The sequence below is a fragment of the Paenibacillus algorifonticola genome, from assembly GCF_000971975.1.
GTDB lineage: Bacteria > Bacillota > Bacilli > Paenibacillales > Paenibacillaceae > Pristimantibacillus > Pristimantibacillus algorifonticola.
Window position 1 is genome coordinate 98,650 of sequence record NZ_LAQO01000027.1, and the last position, 20,889, is coordinate 119,538.

Genomic DNA, 20,889 nt, shown 5'->3' on the forward strand with positions numbered 1-20,889 from the left:
ATGAAGCGTTGTTTGCCTCTGACCGTTTTACCCGCCAGCCGCATTTTCATTCCAAGCTGCGCCATTATACGCTAACCTTGGATGAGGTGATCGCACTCGGCAAGCTTCAGCTCAAAGTGCAATTTCTGTTTATTCAGGGACGTGGCGGACGTTATGCTTCGCATCTGTACGATAAAGCAGCAAAAAAAGGGGATAGGCACTCGAAAAATCCGATGCCTGTCCCCTTTTTTTGCTGCTTTTTTTAAGCTGATTTTAAATATTGCGGTACAATATCCGGTAGCCCATCGGCTCAAGCTCAATGCGGAGCTGATCCTTGAACGTCGCCACTTCTTCCTCTGTGAGCGCATCACGCCAGCCGCCGGCCAGCATCGGGTGGGCGAGAAATACATCTTCCTCTGTATTGTTCATCCAAATGGTGAAATGCTGCTTATTGTTCATCCGCTCATAAACGAAGGTGGCTTTCTCGCTGCTCGCTTGCAGGAAGCGGAAGCGGCCGCAGCGCAGCGCCTCATGCTTTTTACGGAGCGAAATGACGATCCGATAAAAATCATGCAAATCCCGATCCTGCTTGGCCTCGTCCCATTCCATGCATTTGCGGCAATCCGGGTCGCCGCCGCCTTGTATGCCAACTTCATCGCCATAGAAGACGCAAGGTACGCCCATCGACGTCATCATAAACACTGCCGCCAGCTTCGCCCTCCGTTTATCGCCACCCATCCGGGTTAAGGAGCGCGGAATATCGTGGCTCGATAGCAGGTTAAGCAGCGCTTCGTTCGTCTGCTGGGGATAACGTACGAGCAGGCGGTTTACCTCCTCGGCAAAATCCGAGGCATGCCTGCCGTTGTTGGAGAAAAAATCGAGCACGCTGTTCGTAAAGGGATAGTTCATCGACGAATCGAACTGGTCGCCTTGCAGCCAGCGCAGCGCATCTCCCCACACCTCGCCGATAATGTAGGTGTCATACTTCACTGCCTTGACTGCGCCGCGGAATTCCCGCCAGAAATGATGATCGATTTCGTCGGCGACATCAAGCCGCCAGCCGTCAATGTCCGCTTCACGAATCCAATGGACGGCGACATCGAGCAAATATTTTTTCACCTCGGGGTTGGCGGTGTTGAGCTTAGGCATATTGCCATAAAAACCGAACGTATCATAGTTCGCCTTGCCATCCTGAACGGCTACCGGAAAGTGATTCAAATGGAACCAGTCCTTGTATTTGGACTTTTCGCCGTTTTTCAGCACATCCTGAAAATGGGGGAACTGCTCGCTCACATGATTGAACACCGCATCCAGCACGACGCGAATGCTGCGCTTATGGCACTCGTCGACCAGCTTCTTGAGCAGCTCGAGATCGCCGAACTGCGGATCAATCGTATGATAATCGACCGTATCGTATTTATGATTGGAAGGCGAAGTGAACAGTGGTGTCAAATAGATCGCGTTTACGCCTAAGTCGCTAATGTAATCCAGCTTCTCTAAAATCCCCTGCAAGTCGCCGCCGAAATGTGAATGAATATCCGGCTTTTCTCCCCAAGGCCTCACGTAATCGTGGTCGTTTTCCTTGTTTCGGTTATTGAAGCGGTCCACCATGATTTGATAAAAGACCGCGTTTTTCGCCCAGTCTGGCGCATCGAACAAGTCGACCTCATGAATGTAGGGCACCTCGAAATAACCGCCTGGAGGTGTCGGCTGCTGCGCATAAAAACCTGTCTCGATCTTCCACAGCGTCTCTGTGCCGGCATGCATACGGAAACCGTAGGAAAAGCGTTTGTATTTAGGGATAATAACGCCTTCCCAGTAATCAAACAGCTGATCGGAGGCGATTTTTTCCATTACAATTTCCTGGAGGTTGCCGTTCCAGTCGTATTTGTCTCCGGCGACCATGACGACGTCCTCCACATCATTTTTTTTCGTGCGCAGCCGAATGTGATAGGTTCTCAGATCATAGGCATAGGCCCACTTGTGGCTCGGGGTGTGATGAATGGCTTCTCTTTGCATAAATAGTCGTTTCTCCTCTCCTATTAAGCAGTTGGCTTAACTAGCCGTGAAGCAAGGATTCCGCTCCGTCAATGTAAACCGTTGTGCCTGTAATATGATGCGAATCATCCGAGCCGAGGAACAGCGCAAGCTGGGCGACCTGCTCGGGCGAGCCAGGTCCCTTCTCCAGCGGCTGATCGCCTTCTGGGAAGTTGACCGGAATTTGCACCTCCTCCAAATAAGGCGAGCGTTTCGTGCTTTTATCGATATTCGTCTTAATCGAGCCGGGGCAGATTGCATTGACGCGAATGCGGTAATTCGCCAGCTCCAGCGCCGCCATCTGTGTGAAAGCAACCTGCGCCGCCTTCGTGCTGCTGTAAGCGCTGAACCCGATATTCGAGAAGACGCGGTTGCCATTAATGGAGCTCGTAATCAAAATACTGCCGCCCTTTTCCTTAAGCGCCGGAATGGCATGCTTCACGGTCAGAAACGTACCGTTCAGGTTAATGTTGATCGTCTTGCTCCAATCCTCCAACCTCATCAGCTCTATGGGGGCCATGGAGCCATTAATACCAGCATTGGCATAAATGATGTCAAGCTTGCCCAGCTTGTCTAACGCAACTTTATATGCAGCCTCGATCGCTTCCTCGCTTGATATGTCGGTCACGGCTGTTGCGCAGGTGACGCCGAAAGCTTCTGCCTCCTGCTTGACTATGGCGAGCCCTTCCTCATTCACATCGAGCAGTGCCACATTAGCGCCTTCCTTGGCGAACAGCAGTGCCGCCGCGCGGCCGATACCGGAGCTGGCTCCGGTTATCAGGGCGGCTTTGCCCGCCAGCCTGCCGCTGCCTGTCTTCGTTTGTTCATTCGCCATCATTGAAAACCTCCTGCAATGTATAATTATGATCGGGGAACATGCGCTGCAAATCCGTATTCTGTTAAGATGATCTAATTTCTCTTACCCTAAACCCATTGGGTATTCCCAACTATTTCAATTTTTATTTTGCGGTTTCTGCGCTGCAACATTGAACAACCGAAAGGAATGCAGCAGTGGCGACCATAGTGCACATATCCATCCTTTGTTCACACATGTTTACAAGTTGGAAACAAGTTCGATATATTGGCGATGTACAGCTGCATTATGCTAAGCGTTAAAGGGTAATATGGGTTAGACAGGCATGAGGGGGAGCGATGTCGGATGACAGGTCAAATGATAGATAAAAAAATATTGGTCGTGGACGATGAAGCGAGTATCGTCAGCGCTGTCGCTTACGCATTCAGACGCGAGGGTTATTTGGTCGAGACGGCTGGCGATGGGGAAGAGGCGCTGGAGAAGGTTGCAGTCTTCCAGCCGCATGTCATTATTCTGGACGTCATGATGCCGCGCATGAACGGCTATGAAGTGTGCCGGAAGCTGGAGAACCGTCATGGCGTCGGCATTATTTTGCTCACGGTCAAAAATGACATCGTCGACAAGGTGCTGGGGCTTGAGCTTGGCGCCGACGATTATATGACGAAGCCGTTTGATTTGCGCGAGCTTGTCGCCAGAGCGAAGGCGCTGATGCGGCGCGTCGAGAAGCTCGCTGGACGCGAGGAGGAGCCGGGTGTGTATGAGCTGGGCAGCATTCGCGTGCATATGCAGCAGCGGCTCATCATGGCTGGAGATACGGCGCTTGAGCTGACGCCGAAGGAATTTGATCTTGCCGCGCTGCTGCTGTCGCATCCCGAGCGGGTATACACCCGTGAGGAGCTGCTTGATCTGGTGTGGGATATGGAATACGCGGGCGGAACACGTACCGTAGATATTCATATCCAGCGACTGCGCAAAAAGCTTGGCGATTCGAGCCAGACGCTGCTCCAGACCGTATATGGCATCGGCTATAAAGCTTCGAAGGCCGGAGCATCGGCAAAAGCGAGTGAGCCGTCATGAGAATCAGCCTGAAGCTGCGGATGAGCATTGTGCTCGTCGTGCTGCTGGCGCTCACCGTAAGCGTACTGAGCATGATGGTGCTAAGCGGAATCAAGCGCGATCAGCAGGAGCGTACCGAGAAGCTGCTGGCCAAGCAGAGCGAGGTGGCGGCACAATACGTTCGGCAAAGCTTCGCTACAAGCGAACCGCAGCTTGCGCGTGTAACCTTCATGCCTTTAAGAGGGCAGCGGCTGGCGCTATACATTTCTATGATCAGCGGCATGCAGACGACGTTGTATGACACGCAGGGCAAAGAAGCCGGCAGCTCCATTCCCGTTGGCGGAGAAAAAGGAGCAAATTTGTCCGACACGCTGCAATACGCCCTGAATGGCAAAATCGCCTATCAAACGGCGGGAGATTCCCTGATTTATTTTGCGCCTTTGCAGGGCGAGGACGGATTGCTAGGCGTGGTTAGCTTCCATTACTCGTTGAAAAATGACCATCAGTTCGCCCAGACGATCCGCGAGCTGTTTCAAACCGCGGGCATTATTGCCTTGGTGGCAGGAGCCGCTATGGGCTATGGGTATTTTTATAGGCTTGCTGCGGTCATTTCCCGGCTGAGAAGCGCTGCGGGCAGCATTCGAGAAGGGCGGTATTTGCAGCAAAATCCCGTACGCAGGCGCGATGAGCTGGGCGACTTAAGCCGGGATATTTTTTTTATGAGCGGCGCAATTGAACGGCATATTGAGGAAATGCAGGAGGAGCAGCGCAAGCTTACGCTGGCCATCCTCAAGCTGCAGCAATTGGAGCAGCAGCAGAAGCAGTTCATCGGCAACATCAGCCATGAATTCAAGACGCCGCTCACGTCGATTCGGGCGTATGTGGATTTGCTGGATATGTACCGCGATGATCCGAAGCTCATTGATGAGGCGATTCAAAGCATGGGCAAGGAAACCGGACGGCTGTACGATATGGTCGAGAAGGTGCTGCATTTGGCGGCGCTGGAAAAGTATGAATTTGAGCAGCAGGCGGAGGTCGTGCAGCTGGATGCGCTGCTGCTGGATTTGTGCACGCGGATGCAGGGCAAAGCGGCAAAATTTGATTTGACGCTGCATACGCAGCTGGAGCCTGCCGTTATCTGGGCGGATCAGGAAAGCCTCATGCAAATATTCATCAACTTAATTGATAATGCGATTAAATACAATCGTCCAGGCGGGCAGATTAAGGTCGCGCTGTTTGTTGACGGAAACAGAGTTGACGTAACCGTACAGGATACAGGGATAGGCATTCCAGCCGAAGCGCATGGCAAAATTTTTGAGCCCTTCTATACCGTCAATCGCGACCGCTCCCGCATCTCGGGCGGAACGGGGCTCGGACTGTCGCTCGTTAAGCAGCTTGCCGAGGCGCAGAAGGGCGAGCTGGCGCTGGTGAAGTCAGGCGAGGATGGAACGACGTTCAGGGTCTATTTTCCGCTATATAACGGTTAAAGGTTTACAGGCCCGAAACAAGCTGGAGATGATGCGGATACATCGGCTGATTACAATAAACGCATAGCAATAAAGGGGAGGGGAAATGAGAGATGAAACAAACCCATTTCAAATGGATAAGTACAGGTGCGGCTGCATGTTGTGTGGCGCTGCTGCTGGCGGGCTGCGGAGACGGAAACGCCCCAACACGCGAAACGATACAAAAGCCGGATAAAACGATAACCGTCGTCGAGCCGGATCAGTCGACCGATACGAAGGTCGCTGTCAGCCAAATTGCACAAATAGACAGAACGCGGGGGATTAGCTTTATTACCGAGGAGCAGTTGGTCATTGTCAAACGCAATGAGAATGAGCAGAAAATAGCGGTGGAAGGGGAAATGATGTTTCCCAACAATTTGTATTTGCACAATCTGGCAACGAAGCAGGAGGAGGCCTTGAATGAGCAGCCTGCGCATCAGGGATTTGCCAAGCCGTCTCCGGACGGGAAATATTTATTTTATAAGCTGAATAACGAAGAGAGTGCCCACGGCTATATTATGGATCTAGAGACGAGGGAATCGGTCGAACTGGGCAACGATGTAATCGATACGACGACAGGCATGTGGATGGACGATACGCATGTGCTGTTTATGACGATCGAGGGCAAAGTGATCAAGGCGGGCGCCGATGGCACATTGGAGACGATATACGATAGCGAGCAGCGGATATTTACGGCGATGCCCGGCGAGGGCGGCATTTATTATGTGGTGAATGAAGTGCTGTATTTCCTGCCTGATGGCAGCAAGCAGGCGGAAAAGCTGGCAACGGACGTCGTTTGGGTCATTCCGTCGCCAGAGCGCAAGCAGCTCGCTTTGGTGAAGCGAACGTCGAATACGACACGGACGCTGATGATTACGGACGCGAAGGGCAATGAACCGATTGAGCTTGGCAGCGCGACGCAAGTATTTGGCACAAGCTGGTCGCCGGATGGCAAGAAGCTGGCCTACAGCCTGACATCGGAAGGAACGGGCGGCGACAACGGTGTTTTTGTAGCGGATGCTATTAGTGGCGATACAGTGCCGATCAAGCTGGATGTCCAGTATTTATCCGATGATCTCAGCTGGAGCCCCTCCGGCAAAAAAATCGTCGCAGCGACTTATTCGCAGGAGCAGAACGATTTTATTACGTTTGTGATTACGTTGAAATAGATCAATTGTATACTGCTCGCAGCTTAATATTCTATGGGGAAAACACGTTCAAGGAAGGGTCTACTCTTCTATTGAACGTGTTTTGTTGTGTTATTTTGGTGAAATGAAAATTAATCTCTAAATTCGATGAAATTAATATAGTTCTTTTTTCCTATTGGTTTAAAATTTGGAGTGAATTATGATTGGTAAAAAAGGAAGTGATTGGATTTTGAGTAAAAAAATTATAAGTTTATTGGTGATTATGACATTGGTTTTTTCAAATGCTGTTTCAGTAGTATTTGCAGAGAATGCAAATATACATGTGATATCGGATACAACAGAACTTAAGACAGTAGAAGGAGAAATTTTAGGCAATGTCACTACTGTTACAACTATAGAAAGGAGCGAAGGCTCGCAAGGTGTAAAGAATGTTATTACAGAGTCGAAAAAATTCAATCTTAATCCTGAATATGAGAATAACAAAAATTATACTGAGATATTTTCGGACACTCTAACGGTAAATACGATATTTGCTACTTATGACTATAAGGTTTATATAAACGGGGAACTAATGAATGATAAAGAGCCTAGCATGGGACTGATGGCTGTTGACAAAGCGGGTATACCATCAGTTTGTCATTATTATAGTAATAATACAATGACAAGCTATACTTTTGCCTGCTATGAAAGTATGAATTATAATTGGGTAGGTGATCATGCAAAACCTGATCCTGAAGGAAGCAATATTCAGAAGCAAGCTACAGCTTCTAATCAATGGTTTGCTACCGCGAAAAATGGGGTTGATTTGTTCGCTATGCAATTCAGCACGTTTGATACTGCATTAATGACTCTCATGATAGAAGTAGGCGGGACAATAGCTGGGTTATCATGGAGTGCGATTGGGGCTATTATTGTAGGTGGGGGGCTAGCAGCAGCGCTAGCAGGAAATGTTATAAATCAATGGAGCAGTTCAAAGACTTATTTAGGCAAGGCTTATAGCTATATTGAAAAACTTTAGTATACTTTTGTGCGAAAAGTAATGTTTGGAAAATGAGACGTATGATTTGTCTTGATTATAGGCGGTGAAGTTATGCTTAATTTAATGGCTGTGATCGCTTATGTTCTGATCACACTATGGGTTATTTTCAGCATTGTGAAGGTCGGAAGAACGCCTCAAAGAAGAGTGCAAAATATCTATTTACTATTTATTTCAGGGATTACTATGTTTGCAATGGCTCCTAATGAGCTTTGGAAAGCGATTTTACCGCTGTTTAATCTTGCTTTAATTATAGCCTATCTCATATTTATCTACGTCATGAGAAAAAAAGGATAAAGCCAAAACCAAATATGCCGCGTATGGCAGGATGGATTCACCGAAGCGGGATTTCCTTACTTTCGTATGAAGATATTTAGGTCAAAACGATGGTCTTAACGGCAGAAATATTGACTTAAGGCGCTATAAAGGGTATTATTACACAATCTTGAATACGAACAGTAAGGGTGAAAATCTTGAATTCGAAACTGCAGATTAAGAACGTTATTTTAGCCGACAAAGATCTTGCCTCAGGGTTATATCAGTTCATCATGACACTTAGTGAAGGTTCTAAGGCGCGTTTGTTCTACAGCCAGAAGCCAGTATGGAGATTAACAGGCGTTACGCGTATGCTGAACGTGCCTTGTCCATTGTGCCGGAAAGACTACTACTGTAATTGCTTTGAGAAGAACATCGCTCATTTCAATCAGCAGATCATCGAGAAGGATCTTATTCCGGAACCGACGAATAGCTAATACTTGTTTGAAAAAGATTAAAAAAACAGGCATCCCCGCCTCTGGCTGGTGGATGCCTATTTTTTGCAAATATAAGAATGTATAAGTTTCATACTCATAATCGGCTTATATTTCACCCTCGAAACGGTAGCTTTGCCGCCAGAGGACGGCTTCAGCCGTTTACGCTTGAAATATAGGAAAGGATATCCTAACGCTATCCTTTCTCTATATTTCTCGGAATGAAACGCACCGCGCCGCCAAAGGATGGCGACAGCCGTTTCACCTTGGTTTTACGCCTAAATTTCCTTCGGCGTTTTCAAGCCGAGCAGCTCTAATCCTTCCTTAAGCACATCAGCTGCCGCCTGCACTAGCTTAAGCTTGACGATTCGCTCCGCTTCTTCACCTGCGAGCACCTTGTCATGATGATAAAAACGATTAAACGCCTGCGCGAGCTGAATCAAATATCTGGCGAGAATCGACGGCTCATGCCGTTTGGCGGCGTCACCCAGGGCTGCCGTGTAGCGCAAAAGCATCTTCATTAGCAGCCAGGCATAATCGCCCGTAACATACACATAATCGGCAGGCTGAGGTGCTGCTGCTACGTCGCCGTCGGCCGCTTTTGCCAATATCCGCTGCGTTCTGGCATAAGCATATTGTACGTACGGGCCCGTCTCCCCTTCAAAGTTCAGTACATCCTCCAGCACAAAATCAACCGCAAGCATTCTCGTATTTTTGAGATCTCCGAATACGACGGCGCCAATGCCAACCGCCTCGGCTACCTCGGCCTTGCCTGCAAGCGCGGGGTTCTTTTCCTCTATTTTCTGCAAAGCTCGCTGCACAGCTTCATCCAGCACCTCTTCTAGAAAAACGACCTTACCGCGGCGGGTGGACATTTTTTGCCCGTCCAGCTTCATCAGCCCGAAGGGGATATGCTTGCAGGCTGCTGCCCACGCAAAGCCCATTTTCCCAAGCACGAGAAACAGCTGGCGAAAATGCAGCGATTGCTCCGAGCCTACGACATACAGCAGCTCGCTGCCCTTCATCTCCTCATGGCGATAAATTGCGGTCGCCAAATCACGTGTCGCATAGATGGATGTGCCATCGGATTTGCGAATGAGGCAAGGCGGAAGCTCATGCTCATCCAGGCGGACGACCTGTGCGCCGTCGCTTTCCTCCAGCAGGTTTTGCTCCTGCAGCTGCTGCACGACGGCGTCCATCTTATCGTTATAGAAGCTTTCGCCGAGAAAATGGTCAAAGCTCACGCCGAGCCGGGCATACAGCTTGTTGAATTCCTTCAGGCTGTCGGCAATAAACTGGCTCCAGCAGCGAACCGCTTCAGCATCGCCAGCCTCCAGCTTGGCGAACCAGCTGCGCGCCTCATCCTCCAGCTCGGGGTGCTGCTCTGCTTCCTCGTGGAAACGCACATACAGCTCCAGATAACCTTTAATGGGGTCGGATGCAAGCTGCTGCTCGTCGCCCCATTTTAGATAGGCGGTAATCATCTTGCCGAACTGCGTGCCCCAATCGCCAAGATGATTGACGCTGACCGTCTCATAGCCAACCTTGCGCAAAATGTGGTACAGCGCATTGCCGATCATCGTAGAGCGCAAATGTCCAATACCGAACGGCTTCGCAATATTGGGAGAAGACATGTCGATGATGACACGCTCTCCGTTCCCGATGGCTGCGCGCATGAGGCTTCCGCTGTGCCAATCCGCAATAAGCTGCGCCGCCGCCAGCTCCCGATTCCACTTGAAATTCAAATAGGGGCCGGCAGCCTGGACGCTCCAGCTCGCATCTGCCAGCAGGGGCTCAAGCTGTGCAGCAATGTTAGCGGGGCTTTGTTTCATGGTGCGGGCTAACGTAAAGCAGGGGAAAGCGACATCGCCAAGCTCCTCATCGGGCGGATATTCCAGCAAGGGCCGAATTTCCGCTTCGGGCAGAGCTAGCGCATTCGCCAGCGCCAGCGCGATTTTGTCCATTAACAGCATCATCATCTTCCTCTCCAAAATTATTGTTCAGGCCAGAGCAGCACGCAAAAAAGGCCCCGTCTCTAAAATTAAGAGACGAGGCCTGTTATCCCCGCGGTACCACTCTTGTTGCCGCCTCCGCACAAAATAAAGGAAGGGCATCTCGCCGTTGTAACGGTGCTGAACCGGACGTCCCTAGCGTGATTGCTCGTTTCAGGCCGCCATCTCCCGGGTGCGCTTCGCCTAACGGTCCATTGCCGGCTTTCACTGTTCCGGCTCGCTTGAAATGGCACCTGTTTAGGTTACTCTCCCGTTCCTTGATGTTAATTAACAGCTATCATATCGAATACGATCAGAAAAATCAATCCGTTTTTAATCGGCAGTGCTTCCGCCTATTCTTTCTCGGTTACGAGGCACAGGCTCTCAATCGCCTGGCGTATAATCGAGCACGAACGCTCCATCAGCCGCTGCTCCCGCGTCGTAAGCTTTAGCTCGACAATTTCCTTTACCCCACAGCTGGCGATGATGGCCGGTACGCCGGCGCATACTTGCCGCTGGCCATATTCACCGTTTAATATGGCGGAAACGGCAATAATGCGATGCTCGTCGTTTAGAATCGAGCGGGTAATATGAGCCAGTGCATTGCCGATGCCGAAGCTTGTCGAGCCTTTGCGCGTATAGATTTCCCAGCCGGCATTGCGGGTCTGCTCCGCCAGCGCTGCGAGCTTCACATGCCCGAAGCGCTCGGGATGCTGGGCCAAAATATGCAGCAGCGGCTTGCCGCCAACCGTCACATGCGACCACGCGGGAAACTGCGACTCGCCATGCTCCCCAAGCACATAGCCCTGCACGCTGCGGGCATCAACGGGGAAATGCTCGCAGAGCAGCGTTTTGAGCCGCGATGAATCGATGGACGTTCCGGTGCCAATTACTTGGCAACGCGGCATGCCGGACAGCTCCCAAACGACATACGTCACAATATCCACAGGATTGGCGGCCGCTACAAAAATTCCGCTGAACCCGCTGTTCATAATGCGCGGAATCATTGTTTCATAAATCTCGCGCACCGTATGCAGTACATCCAGTCGATCAGCGCTGCCCACGGGATACGCCCCTGCACATAAAAGGATCACATCCACATCTCCGCATTGCTCCAGCGTTCCAGCGGCAACCTTCGTGCGTCCGTGGACAAAATCCATGCTGTGCGACAAATCGAGCGCCTGCGCGTAAGCCCGGTCGAACGTGCGGTCAATGAGCAGCAGCTCATCGCAAATCGACTGGTTAATTAAGGCATACGCGCAGCTTGAACCGACCTGACCGACTCCTACAATGGCGACCTTGCGCGCTTTGTTTGCCATCTCAGTTGCATCTCCTCTGCCGTTAACCTCGTTACGCTATTATATGCGGCATCCAGCCCATAATGTGACGGCCATGTTCATTCGATGTTTGTCTATGTCACATGGATGCGAAAGCGTGAAAATATGCACATTTTCATCTGCCAGCCAGTGGTGGGGAAAGTTCTATTTTTCAACATATCCACAGAGTTATGCACATTATCAACAGTGTTCAAGTTGAGTATTTTCCGCTGCCTCCAATACTTATCCACATGTAAACAGGGAGGATTGTCCACATTGTGCAGGTCGGAAGTCCTAAGGTTGAATATAGATAAACCGCTTATTTTCGTGCATTTACAATCTAACCTTCAGCTGTCATGATAGGGAAAGTATATGTGGGCAGACAGAGAGATGGAGGAATGGAATTCATGTGGCTTGTATTATCCCTGCTGGCGGCGACGAGCTTTGGGCTGCGGGGGATTTTGTATCATTGGACGAGCCAGCAGGCGCTTAATCGCAATGCGCTGCTGTGCGGAGTGTTTTTCTCGGGAGCGCTGATTACACTTGTTTGTACGCTGGCAACAGGGTCGGCTTTCACCGTTTCATCGCTCATTGGGGTGCAGATGGGGCTGCTCTCTTTCGGGGCAAATGCGAGCATGTTCAAGGGCTTTGCCGTGGGCAAAGCCTCTATTGTTGCGATTTTGACTGCGCTTCCTTCGGCGATTGTCGTCGTTGTTGCTTTTGCGGTATGGGGCGAGACGCTGAATATGGCGCAGCTAAGCGCCTTTATTATCATTATCGCGGGAATATTGCTGGTGCGTTATTCCAATGATATTACCCGTGGCAATTTGCAAGGAGCGCAATGGGGGCTGCTGGCCATGCTGTTGTTTGCCGGAAACGATTTGTCGGGAAAATGGTCGACGCTGATGGATGCGCCGTTGTTTCCGACGCTCGTCTGCATGTTCGGCAGCGGCTCAATCTGCTTTGGGCTTTGGTGGCTGCGCGATCTGCGCTCGATGCGCTTTGCTTCCCTGGCAGCAGGTCAAGCTGCACAGGAGATAGCCGCTGGGACCGCTACAATGTCTGGTACTGCTGGGATCACTGTTGGCGCAAGGAACGGGACTTCGAGTCAAAGTGCAAAGCCAGTTGCGGCTTCGGCAGCTAAAGCCGCCAACGCAGCGGGCTTAGCTATTAAACGGAGCTGGAGCTTCCGCCGCACGTTTTCCGTCGGGATGGCGGTTGGTATCACGAATGCGGTTGGCATGATGTTCATTGTGACCGCTTTTGATGTGGGGAAGGCAGGGCTGGTATCGGCGGTAACTGCGCTTAACGTGCTAATTGTGCTGCTGTATACGCGATTTGTCGTCAAGGAGCGCTTCTCCAGACTGGAGACGATCGGGATATCTGCCGCCTTCGCAGGCATCCTGCTCATGCGTTTGTATGGTTCATAAAGTGGAGCAGCCCGCGCTGAATACAGGCGAGTTAAGTACGAAATGTCTATAACTTTAGAAAACTCAGTGAAAGTGTTATAATACAACCGTTCACTTATTTTAATTAACGGGAGGTTTCACTTACTATGAAAGATTTTGAATTGTACAATCCTACCAAGCTGGTATTCGGAGCAGGGAAGGTACAGCAGCTTGGAGAGCTGGTCAAGCCATACGGAACGCAAGTACTGCTCGTATACGGCGGCGGAAGCATCAAGCGTTCGGGGCTTTATGACGAAGTGATTTCCCAATTAAATAGCATTGGAGCAACCGTTCATGAACTGTCCGGCGTGGAGCCGAATCCGCGTCTGACGACCATTAATAAAGGGATCGACATTTGCCGCAGCGAAAAAATCGAGTTTGTACTCGCCGTTGGCGGCGGCAGCGTGCTGGATGCTTCCAAGGCGATTGCGGCTGGGGCGCTGTACGATGGCGACGTATGGGATTTCACAATCCGCAAAGCGGTCATCCAGAAAGCTTTGCCTATCGGCACCGTGTTGACACTTGCCGCGACGGGCTCGGAAATGAACGGCAACGCGGTTATTTCCAACTGGGAAACGCAGCAGAAACGCGGTCTTGGCAGCAAGCTTGTCTATCCAAAGTTTTCGATTCTTGATCCGAAGCTGACGTATTCCGTGCCGAAGGACCAGACAGCGAACGGCATCGTCGACATTATGTCGCATGTGTTCGAGCAATATTTCTCCCTGACGACCAATACGCCGCTGCAGGAGCGCTTCGCTGAATCCATTTTGCAAACCGTTATTGAAAACGGTGAAAAAGCAATCGATAACGGCTCTGACTATGACGCCAGAGCGAATCTGCTGCTTGCCGGCACCTTTGCGCTCAACGGCACGCTGCCGATTGGCGTCGTGACGGACTGGGCGTCGCATGGCATTGAGCATGAGGTAAGCGCGATTTACGATATCGCGCATGGCGCAGGACTTGCGATCATTTTCCCGAACTGGATGAAGCATGTTTATCAAGAGCGTATTGACCGCTTCGTGCAATATGCGGTACGGGTATGGGGCATCGATCCGAGCGGCAAATCCGATGAGGAAGTGGCGCTTGCAGGTATCGCAGCGACACGCGCCTACTTTACGCGCATTGGCGCGCCTGCGACACTCGGCGAGCTGGGCATAGGCGGCGAGAACATCGACCGGATGGCGGCGGAAGCGACCGTATTCGGCCCAATCGGCTCCTTCAAAAGCTTGGACAAGGAAGCGGTCAAGAGCATCTTGACGGCGAGCCTGTAAGTCAGGCGGCTAAGCCATTTTTTAAAAAGCATTCAGGTGTTGCTGCGCAAGCAGTACGCCTGAATGCTTTTTTTCTGGGCAGCAACGGAGCCGTTTATTCTCGAACACTTGAAATTTCAATGATGAAATAGAAAATCTCTATTATTCGTGCCGTTGACCGCTGCATATATGGAGTGATAAGTTAAATTCATATAAAAAAATCGGAATAATCGGATATTCGAGGAGGCTTTATCATATGGGAGATCAAGCAGCAGCGTATCGCTTTGCCCGCAATTTGCCCGCACGATCGATTGGCGGAACGAAGGTGACAGATCCGCAGCATGTCCATTTGTCCTATGGTTTTCCGGCAACGGATTTGCTGCCGGTTGAGGAGCTGCATGCAGCGGCGGAGGAGGCCCTGAAATGGGACAGGGCGGATGCGCTCCATTATTCGGGAGCGAAGGGGCCAGCCCGCGTCAGGGATTGGGTGCTGGCACGTTCCCGCAAGTTCGGCATTCATGCCGGGGCGGAAAACTTTATTCCGACCTTTGGCGCCATTCAAGGCATCGATCTGACTGCGCGGATTTTGCTAAATCCGGGGGATGAGGCTTGGGTAGAAGCGCCAACTTTCTTTAATGGCTTGCAGGCTTTCCGTGCAGCGGGTGCCGTCATTAAGTCGATCCCTGTCGATGAGCAGGGGCTTCAGGTCGAGCTGCTTGAGGCAGCTTTGAAGCGGGTGGCTGAACACAATGAGCCGATACCGAAGCTGTTATACTGCATGCCGAACTATCATAATCCAACGGGCGTCAGCCTGTCGCTTGAGCGCAGGCAAAAGCTTGCGGAGCTGGCGGTGGCCTACAATTTCCTCGTCCTGGAGGATGATGCATATGCCGAGCTGAACATTAGTGGTGAGACGCTTCCCTCGATCTACTCATTTGCGCCGGAGCAGGTCATTTATGTCAGCACGTTCTCGAAGACGCTGGGTCCTGGGCTGCGTCTCGGCTGGGCAATTGCCGCACCGGAGGTCATTTCGCATATGGCGACGCTGTCGCTGGGAAGCCAGCTCAATCCTTTTACCCAAGAGGTGGTTGGCGAATTGCTGCAGCATTATGGGTTTGATGAGCAGGTAGCAAAGCTGACCGAGCGCTACAGGTCGCAGCGCGATACGATGATTCAAGCGCTCAAAAGGGAGTTTGCGGAGCATATTGCGGTGCAGGCGCCGGATGGCGGTTTTTTCGTCTGGGTGACGTTTGGCGAGCAGGTTGATGTGAGGCAGTTTGCGCCAGCTGCGTTGGCGAAGGGTGTCAGCTTTGTAGCGGGCAATGCTTTTTTCGCGGACGGGCAGGGCTCGCACCATTTGCGGCTGTGCTTTAGCTTCTGCAGCACGGAACAGATCGAACGTGGCATTAAGGCTTTGGCAGAAGCTTATTTTGAAGCTTTGCAGAGCCAATCGGCGGAGCAGGCTGTTCCCGAACTGCAAGCCTAGCTGGACATCCGCATCGTTTTATAGCCAACATAAAGCGTGAAGCTTCGCCATCAGCAGAAAATTTGCGAGGCGAAGCTTCACGCTTTTTAAAATATAAGAATTTATAAGTTTCACCCTTATAATGAGCTTATATTTCACCCGCGAAACGGTAGCTTTGCCGCCAGAGGACGGCGACAGCCGTTTACGATTGATACGCCATATGTTCCGGGTAGGAGGGTTAGCTGGAAGAGAGCGAGCAGTAGGTGCGGCTGAAATTGCGGGCCAGCAAGTCTTCTTTTCGAATGAAAAAATGAATGACGCCAGCATCCAACCACTGATAGCCGACCTGTTCATTGCTGTCAATTTCCAGCAGCATGATCATATCCTCGATTTCCGCTTCGGCACGCTCCCGGCTTCTGCCGAGCTTGTCCATCAAATGCTTCATCACCTTCTCGCTGTCATATTCGGTCGTCTTATCCGCCAAAATGAACAGTGCCGCTTCCTCCTCGGCATCATGATGCTGTCCGGTCGGATAGCCGAACATCGTCCCCCAGTTGGTTATGCGATCGCCCTGCATCTCGGCAACAAGCTCAAAATAGCGGTCGGTCGAGCCCTCCTCAAAATCAATTACCTCATAATCCACATAAGCCATGTTCGGCAGCTCAACCGCTGAAACGGCTGCGGCTTTGTAAGGATGAAACGACGTTTCATAAATATCCTCAAGAATCGTCGCCGCCCCGGGATGTCGGAAGGCAAGCTGTTCAGGGTACTGGACGAAAATAATGCGATGCTCGATGTTCGCAGCTCCTTCGTCCATGCCGCAAAAGAAATACAGCATGCCGGTTTCCGGCAGCCAGCCCTGCCTGCATGCAGGCGCAATCTCCGCCAGATTCAGCTGGGCGAGCGGCGTCATCAGCTTGCCGGACGCCTCCGTCGGCCATTCCATCGCTGGCGGAAGATCTGGATAGCCGCCGACGCGGGAGTTGCCGACCTTTTCATATAAATCAGGCTCTATTGCAGACAGCTTCACTGTGCTGCGGGATTGAGGGAGCAATTTTTCGGCAGCGGGTGAAAGATGATATTGCTTCAGTAATTGTTCCAGCGCGTGCGACAGCTGTTCGTTGAGGGGATTGGACATAAGCATGAACACTCCATTCTGGAATTTGATTAGTCGTCATAAACCATGTCGTATTGAACCATTACCCCGCTGCGAGGAAAGCTTACCAAATTGTCATGTAGTGAAAGATAGAGTTTGCCGATAAAAGGGTATATTTCCCTATGTGATATTTTACCTAAATCAAAGTACGATAGAAATAAGGGGCTGATAGACGGATGGAAGAGTTGAAAAGCTGGAGTAAAGCTTGGGATGTCGAAACGTTAACGGAAGCGGTTGGTCAAGTGGTCATATTGAAGAATAAGGGCGGGATATCGCCAAAAGGAGCTATTGCCGCGCCGAAAGGCGGTACGGTTATTGCGGCGTATGCCTATCATGACGATCAAAGCGGACTTTATGATGTCGTCTATATCCATCTGGATGGGAGCGGCAGTCTGATCGATACGCAGCATGAACAGGAGGGCGTTTTGCCTGAGCTGTTTCATAGCCCAGATGGGGCGGTTTGGGTGTCGCTTGGAACAACAAGCGGCAAGGAGCTCGATATAGCGCTGCCGCTATACGGGCGAAGCGAGCATGCTGCTCCGAAAGGAACCCGTCCTTTTCCGGGGAAATATGCCGCTTCGTTCGGGACGTTGGCCTGGTTCCACGATGAGGATTGGTTCAGCGAGAAGAAGCCGGACCGCCTGCTGCGGCTGGAATTTGCGGACGGCAGCATCCAGTCGAACAAGGTCATCAAGCTGCCGATGCCCAAAAACAATAAAATCTCCCTTGATCCGGAGGGCAGGCTTGGGCTGCTCGCTGTTCTGTATCAAGAGGAAGAACTGCTGCACCGTACGCTAGACGGGCAAGGGGGAGTTATTGAAGAACGCCGTTTGAGCGGGTTCGAGGCGGATATGCTGCAGGTGCTGGAGCTGGGAAGCGAACGGGACATGCGGGTTATTTTTACGATGGAAAATAAGCTGAGCCTAGGTATTATTGCGCCGGATGGGCGGCGGGAGACTCATGCGCTGTATGAGCTGCAAAGTCCGTTTTACAGCATGTGGGAGCCTATGCGCCTTGCAGACGGGACGGATATCATCCGCTTTACTTTTGAGGAGGGCAATGGGTGGGCGATTGTGCAAAATAAGGGGCTGCGCGCGATTTTTACGCATAGCGGAGAACGCGGCTACACGAATCGGCTGACAGGCGAGCTGCTGCCTATTCCGTCCAGCAAACCGCTCGTATTAAACGATATTTGCCGCGTCAGCGATCAGGCGTATCGGGTCATTGTTTATCCGATGATGAAGGGTGCTGCCGAGGCCCGGCAGTTGTTTATTGCGCAATTGGAGCTATAGGAGCTGAGGCAAGGGAAAGAGGCGCAGCAGTAGAGTGCTGAAATGGACAAGCGGAAGGATGGAGAAGCGATGAGCATCATTACATATATGGAGGAAATCAAGGAGCTGCTCAAGGAGGAGCTGCCGCAACTGGCGGCATCGCTGAACGGGCCTGCAACGGAAGCGGAGATTGCCCAAGTGGAGTCGCGGCTCGGCATTTCTTTACCAGACGAGCTGCGGAGCTTGTATTTGCTGCATAACGGCGAGGAGAGTATGGGGCCGGGCCTGTTCATGGGGCTGAGGTTTCTGCCCTTGGAGGAGCTTGCGGCGGAGTGGCAGGTGTGGGCGGATTTGGAGGCGGACTTTGGCGAGGAAAGCGGCCATTATTCCGTTCCGCTTGGCTGGATAGAGGAGCGATACATAAATCGCGGCTGGCTGCCGATCAGCGAGGATGGCGGAGGTAATCATCTCGGTGTGGATATGGCGCCCGCGTCCAGCGGCGTAACGGGCCAGATTATTAATTTTGGCCGGGATGAGGAGACGAAATATGTCATTGCTTTAACGCTCGGCGAGCTGCTGAAATTTATTCGCGATACGGTAAAGGAAGGGCAGTTTAGCGTCGAACGGGATGAGGAGTGGGTATTCTGGACCTATGGGCGGGAAGGGAACGGCCATTTCCTTGACGCTGTGCGTGCTTTGCCGCTGCCGCTAGGGCGTTCAGCCCTAGAAGCTGGTCCAGGTAGCCTTGCTGAGGAGGGAGCAACGGGAGTCAATCTGGCAGAGCAGCTGGAGCAGTCGCTGGATGCCGGCTGGCTGGCGCGCATTAAGGAGAAGTCCGGCTCGGTCGCTGCTTTTTTGAAGGCGAAGCAGCTTTATTTTATTAGGGACGGACTGACGGACGCCGGGCCCTTCGCGTATTGCAGTGAAGTGCGGGAGCTGGTGTTAAGCGCCAATGAAATTAGCGATGCTGCGCCGCTCAGCGGCTGTACGCAGCTTAAGGTGCTATACATTGGCGGCAATCCGATTATGGATGTGAGCGCGCTATCAGAGCTTGCTTATTTGCAGGAGCTGTATTTGACGGGAACTGGTGTCATTGATATTTCACCACTGGCTAAGCTGCCAAAGCTTAAAAAGCTGGTGGCTGAAAATGTGCCGATTGTTGATTATTCATCCCTTTCCCAGTCCAAAAGCTTGCGCAGTCTCGCCGTCTCGAACATCAACGGGGAGCAGCTGCGTACGATCTGTGAATTGGAGCAGCTGCAGGAGCTTTCTATACAAGGCTTTGCTGATGATGAGACCAAGCAGCATATCGGTCTGCTCAGCAAGCTGAAAAAGCTGAAGTCGCTCCAGCTGAAGCAGCTGGAGCTGGATGATCTCACATTTGCAGCCGCGCTTTCCAAGCTGGAAGGCTTGAAGCTGGACGATACGTCCGTTGCGGATATATCGGCTGTAGCCGAGTGTGAAAGCTTGAAGGAGCTTGAGCTGAACGGCTGTGAGCGACTCGGCCATTTGGAGGCGGTGGCGAAATCCTCCTCGCTGCAGCAATTCGCGGGCAGCTTCGCACAATTTAATGTGCTGAAGGAGCTTTTTGTGCAAAAGGTAGATATGAGCAAAATGATCGGCAGCATGACGAAAGAAGAAGAGGAAATTTGGCTGGCATATAATAAGGCATAGGGTAACGGACGCAAGGCGAATGGAGATAATGGACTAAAGCGCGATATGATCATATAAGGCGGTTGCAGCCAGGTAAGTTTTCTGGTCCGCAGCCGCTGTTTGATTTTAGGAATAATATGGCCTTATCAGGGTATCATCCCATACTTGCACTTCTATATATCTTTCCGGCCCTTTGTCTCCTTGGGCATTCCATGTTTGGGGCAGACCGAAGGTTTTTATAATATCGGCAATCTCACTGAGCGTATAGACTTGACCGCGATATGGTTTTCCATCGTTGTATCTCATCGCAGGAAATAAATCGCCGTATGTAAAGCTAAGGATACCAGGTTCAAAGTCGGAAATGGAAAATGGAATAACTTTGCCTTGTGGATACCAATCCAGAAGCCAAGGGCACTCTCCAAGAGTCATATAGTGGGGATAATTTTGCAAAGGTTTGCCCCCTTTAACGACAAATAATTCTCTTGTCTTCCATTCAAGCATACGCCGAATCTCCAAATAATCCGTGGAGCGTTTACTTGCAAATCCCCTTTTTTGAGATCGAATCTGTTGAAGGACCTTCTCGGCCTCCTGTGGTTCCAGAGCGGAAAGATTGCGAAAAGGGCCTGTTGATTCATCGTAATAATGATAGAGCTTCATCTTCATCATGGTTCACCTCGCCGATTCCTAATATAATGAGCTGACTTAAGCATTAATATATCAAATTTATGAAAGAAAATCGTTATAGGGTGTGTATGCAAGCCGGAGTAGGCCTGCTGCTCCTTGCTTAGCGCTTTTTCGAGGCCAATCTCATCTGACCATTCAAGGCTGGGAAACCGCAGTATGCGATTGTTGCCGAGACCACTGTTGCCGAGACCTCGCAGTTCGGGACACTCCCTCCTTTTTTGAAGGACTGAGTTTCCGCTATTTTGGCTTTTGATCCGATTTCAGGCCGTAAGCGGACAGGATGTAGCTAGAATAAAAAGTGGACACAGCATTAAGGAACGCCTAATAATAG

18 protein-coding genes and 1 other annotated feature are annotated in these 20,889 nt (G+C 51.1%); of the genes, 12 read left to right on the forward strand and 6 right to left on the reverse strand.

The features are described 5' to 3' along the window. The first annotated feature begins 8 nt into the window (after nt 1-8). Nucleotides 9-245, forward strand: coding sequence for a hypothetical protein (locus WH37_RS26155; protein ID WP_046233591.1), 237 nt, complete (start codon nt 9-11; stop codon nt 243-245). Between the two features lie 7 nt (nt 246-252). On the opposite strand, the gene WH37_RS26160 is transcribed toward WH37_RS26155, so the two are convergent. Together WH37_RS26160 and WH37_RS26165 are read right to left on the reverse strand one after the other, a co-directional pair. After that, nucleotides 253-1,998 carry an alpha-glycosidase gene (locus WH37_RS26160; RefSeq protein ID WP_046233592.1) on the reverse strand — a complete coding sequence of 582 codons (1,746 nt, stop codon included), beginning with the start codon at nt 1,996-1,998 and terminating at the stop codon, nt 253-255. Between the two features lie 40 nt (nt 1,999-2,038). Beyond that, nucleotides 2,039-2,854: an SDR family oxidoreductase gene (locus WH37_RS26165; RefSeq protein WP_231594370.1), complete on the reverse strand. Its 816-nt coding sequence runs from the start codon at nt 2,852-2,854 to the stop codon at nt 2,039-2,041. 336 nt (nt 2,855-3,190) lie between these two features. Between WH37_RS26165 and WH37_RS26170 the strand changes: the two genes are divergently transcribed. The 6 genes from WH37_RS26170 to WH37_RS26195 all read left to right on the forward strand — a co-directional run bounded on the left by WH37_RS26170 (nt 3,191) and on the right by WH37_RS26195 (nt 8,327). Then, complete coding sequence (locus WH37_RS26170) at nt 3,191-3,907, forward strand: response regulator transcription factor (RefSeq protein WP_046233619.1); 717 nt, start codon at nt 3,191-3,193, stop codon at nt 3,905-3,907. Further along, the gene (locus WH37_RS26175) at nt 3,904-5,373 is read left to right on the forward strand and encodes a sensor histidine kinase (protein WP_046233594.1); all 1,470 of its coding nucleotides are present in this window, start codon (nt 3,904-3,906) and stop codon (nt 5,371-5,373) included. The genes WH37_RS26170 and WH37_RS26175 overlap by 4 nt, the downstream gene beginning before the upstream one ends. Nucleotides 5,374-5,465: 92 nt before the next feature. After that, nucleotides 5,466-6,560 carry a TolB-like translocation protein gene (locus WH37_RS26180; protein ID WP_046233595.1) on the forward strand — a complete coding sequence of 365 codons (1,095 nt, stop codon included), beginning with the start codon at nt 5,466-5,468 and terminating at the stop codon, nt 6,558-6,560. Between the two features lie 178 nt (nt 6,561-6,738). Then, nucleotides 6,739-7,557, forward strand: a complete 819-nt coding sequence (locus tag WH37_RS26185; RefSeq protein ID WP_046233596.1) for a hypothetical protein — start codon at nt 6,739-6,741, stop codon at nt 7,555-7,557. A gap of 72 nt (nt 7,558-7,629) precedes the next feature. Further along, nucleotides 7,630-7,872 (forward strand): hypothetical protein, encoded by a 243-nt coding sequence (locus tag WH37_RS26190; protein ID WP_046233597.1) that lies wholly within the window; start codon nt 7,630-7,632, stop codon nt 7,870-7,872. A gap of 176 nt (nt 7,873-8,048) precedes the next feature. Next, on the forward strand, nt 8,049-8,327 hold the full coding sequence (locus WH37_RS26195; RefSeq protein WP_046233598.1) for a hypothetical protein: 279 nt from the start codon (nt 8,049-8,051) through the stop codon (nt 8,325-8,327). A 275-nt stretch (nt 8,328-8,602) separates the two neighbouring features. Here WH37_RS26195 and argS read toward each other — a convergent pair whose 3' ends face one another. Continuing rightward, nucleotides 8,603-10,303, reverse strand: a complete 1,701-nt coding sequence (argS, locus tag WH37_RS26200; protein ID WP_143088627.1) for an arginine--tRNA ligase — start codon at nt 10,301-10,303, stop codon at nt 8,603-8,605. A 62-nt stretch (nt 10,304-10,365) separates the two neighbouring features. Then, nucleotides 10,366-10,603: a binding site (T-box leader), on the reverse strand. A 65-nt stretch (nt 10,604-10,668) separates the two neighbouring features. Beyond that, nucleotides 10,669-11,634, reverse strand: a complete 966-nt coding sequence (locus tag WH37_RS26205) for an L-lactate dehydrogenase (RefSeq protein WP_046233599.1) — start codon at nt 11,632-11,634, stop codon at nt 10,669-10,671. A 404-nt stretch (nt 11,635-12,038) separates the two neighbouring features. On the opposite strand from WH37_RS26205, the gene WH37_RS26210 reads away from it, so the two are divergent. From WH37_RS26210 to WH37_RS26220, 3 genes are all read left to right on the forward strand, one after another. Next, on the forward strand, nt 12,039-13,061 hold the full coding sequence (locus tag WH37_RS26210; protein ID WP_046233600.1) for an EamA family transporter: 1,023 nt from the start codon (nt 12,039-12,041) through the stop codon (nt 13,059-13,061). A 125-nt stretch (nt 13,062-13,186) separates the two neighbouring features. After that, nucleotides 13,187-14,350: an iron-containing alcohol dehydrogenase gene (locus tag WH37_RS26215; RefSeq protein ID WP_046233601.1), complete on the forward strand. Its 1,164-nt coding sequence runs from the start codon at nt 13,187-13,189 to the stop codon at nt 14,348-14,350. 235 nt (nt 14,351-14,585) lie between these two features. Beyond that, a complete protein-coding gene (locus WH37_RS26220; RefSeq protein ID WP_052737228.1) occupies nt 14,586-15,815 on the forward strand; it encodes an aminotransferase-like domain-containing protein in 1,230 nt (409 codons plus the stop codon). 217 nt (nt 15,816-16,032) lie between these two features. Here WH37_RS26220 and WH37_RS26225 read toward each other — a convergent pair whose 3' ends face one another. Next, nucleotides 16,033-16,932 (reverse strand): YwqG family protein, encoded by a 900-nt coding sequence (locus WH37_RS26225; protein WP_046233602.1) that lies wholly within the window; start codon nt 16,930-16,932, stop codon nt 16,033-16,035. Between the two features lie 194 nt (nt 16,933-17,126). On the opposite strand from WH37_RS26225, the gene WH37_RS26230 reads away from it, so the two are divergent. Then, nucleotides 17,127-18,242: a hypothetical protein gene (locus WH37_RS26230; RefSeq protein WP_046233603.1), complete on the forward strand. Its 1,116-nt coding sequence runs from the start codon at nt 17,127-17,129 to the stop codon at nt 18,240-18,242. A gap of 69 nt (nt 18,243-18,311) precedes the next feature. Then, a complete protein-coding gene (locus tag WH37_RS26235) occupies nt 18,312-19,895 on the forward strand; it encodes an SMI1/KNR4 family protein (protein WP_231594371.1) in 1,584 nt (527 codons plus the stop codon). 105 nt (nt 19,896-20,000) lie between these two features. Here WH37_RS26235 and WH37_RS26240 read toward each other — a convergent pair whose 3' ends face one another. Next, nucleotides 20,001-20,540, reverse strand: a complete 540-nt coding sequence (locus tag WH37_RS26240; protein ID WP_331458077.1) for a hypothetical protein — start codon at nt 20,538-20,540, stop codon at nt 20,001-20,003. Between the last annotated feature and the right edge of the window lie 349 nt (nt 20,541-20,889).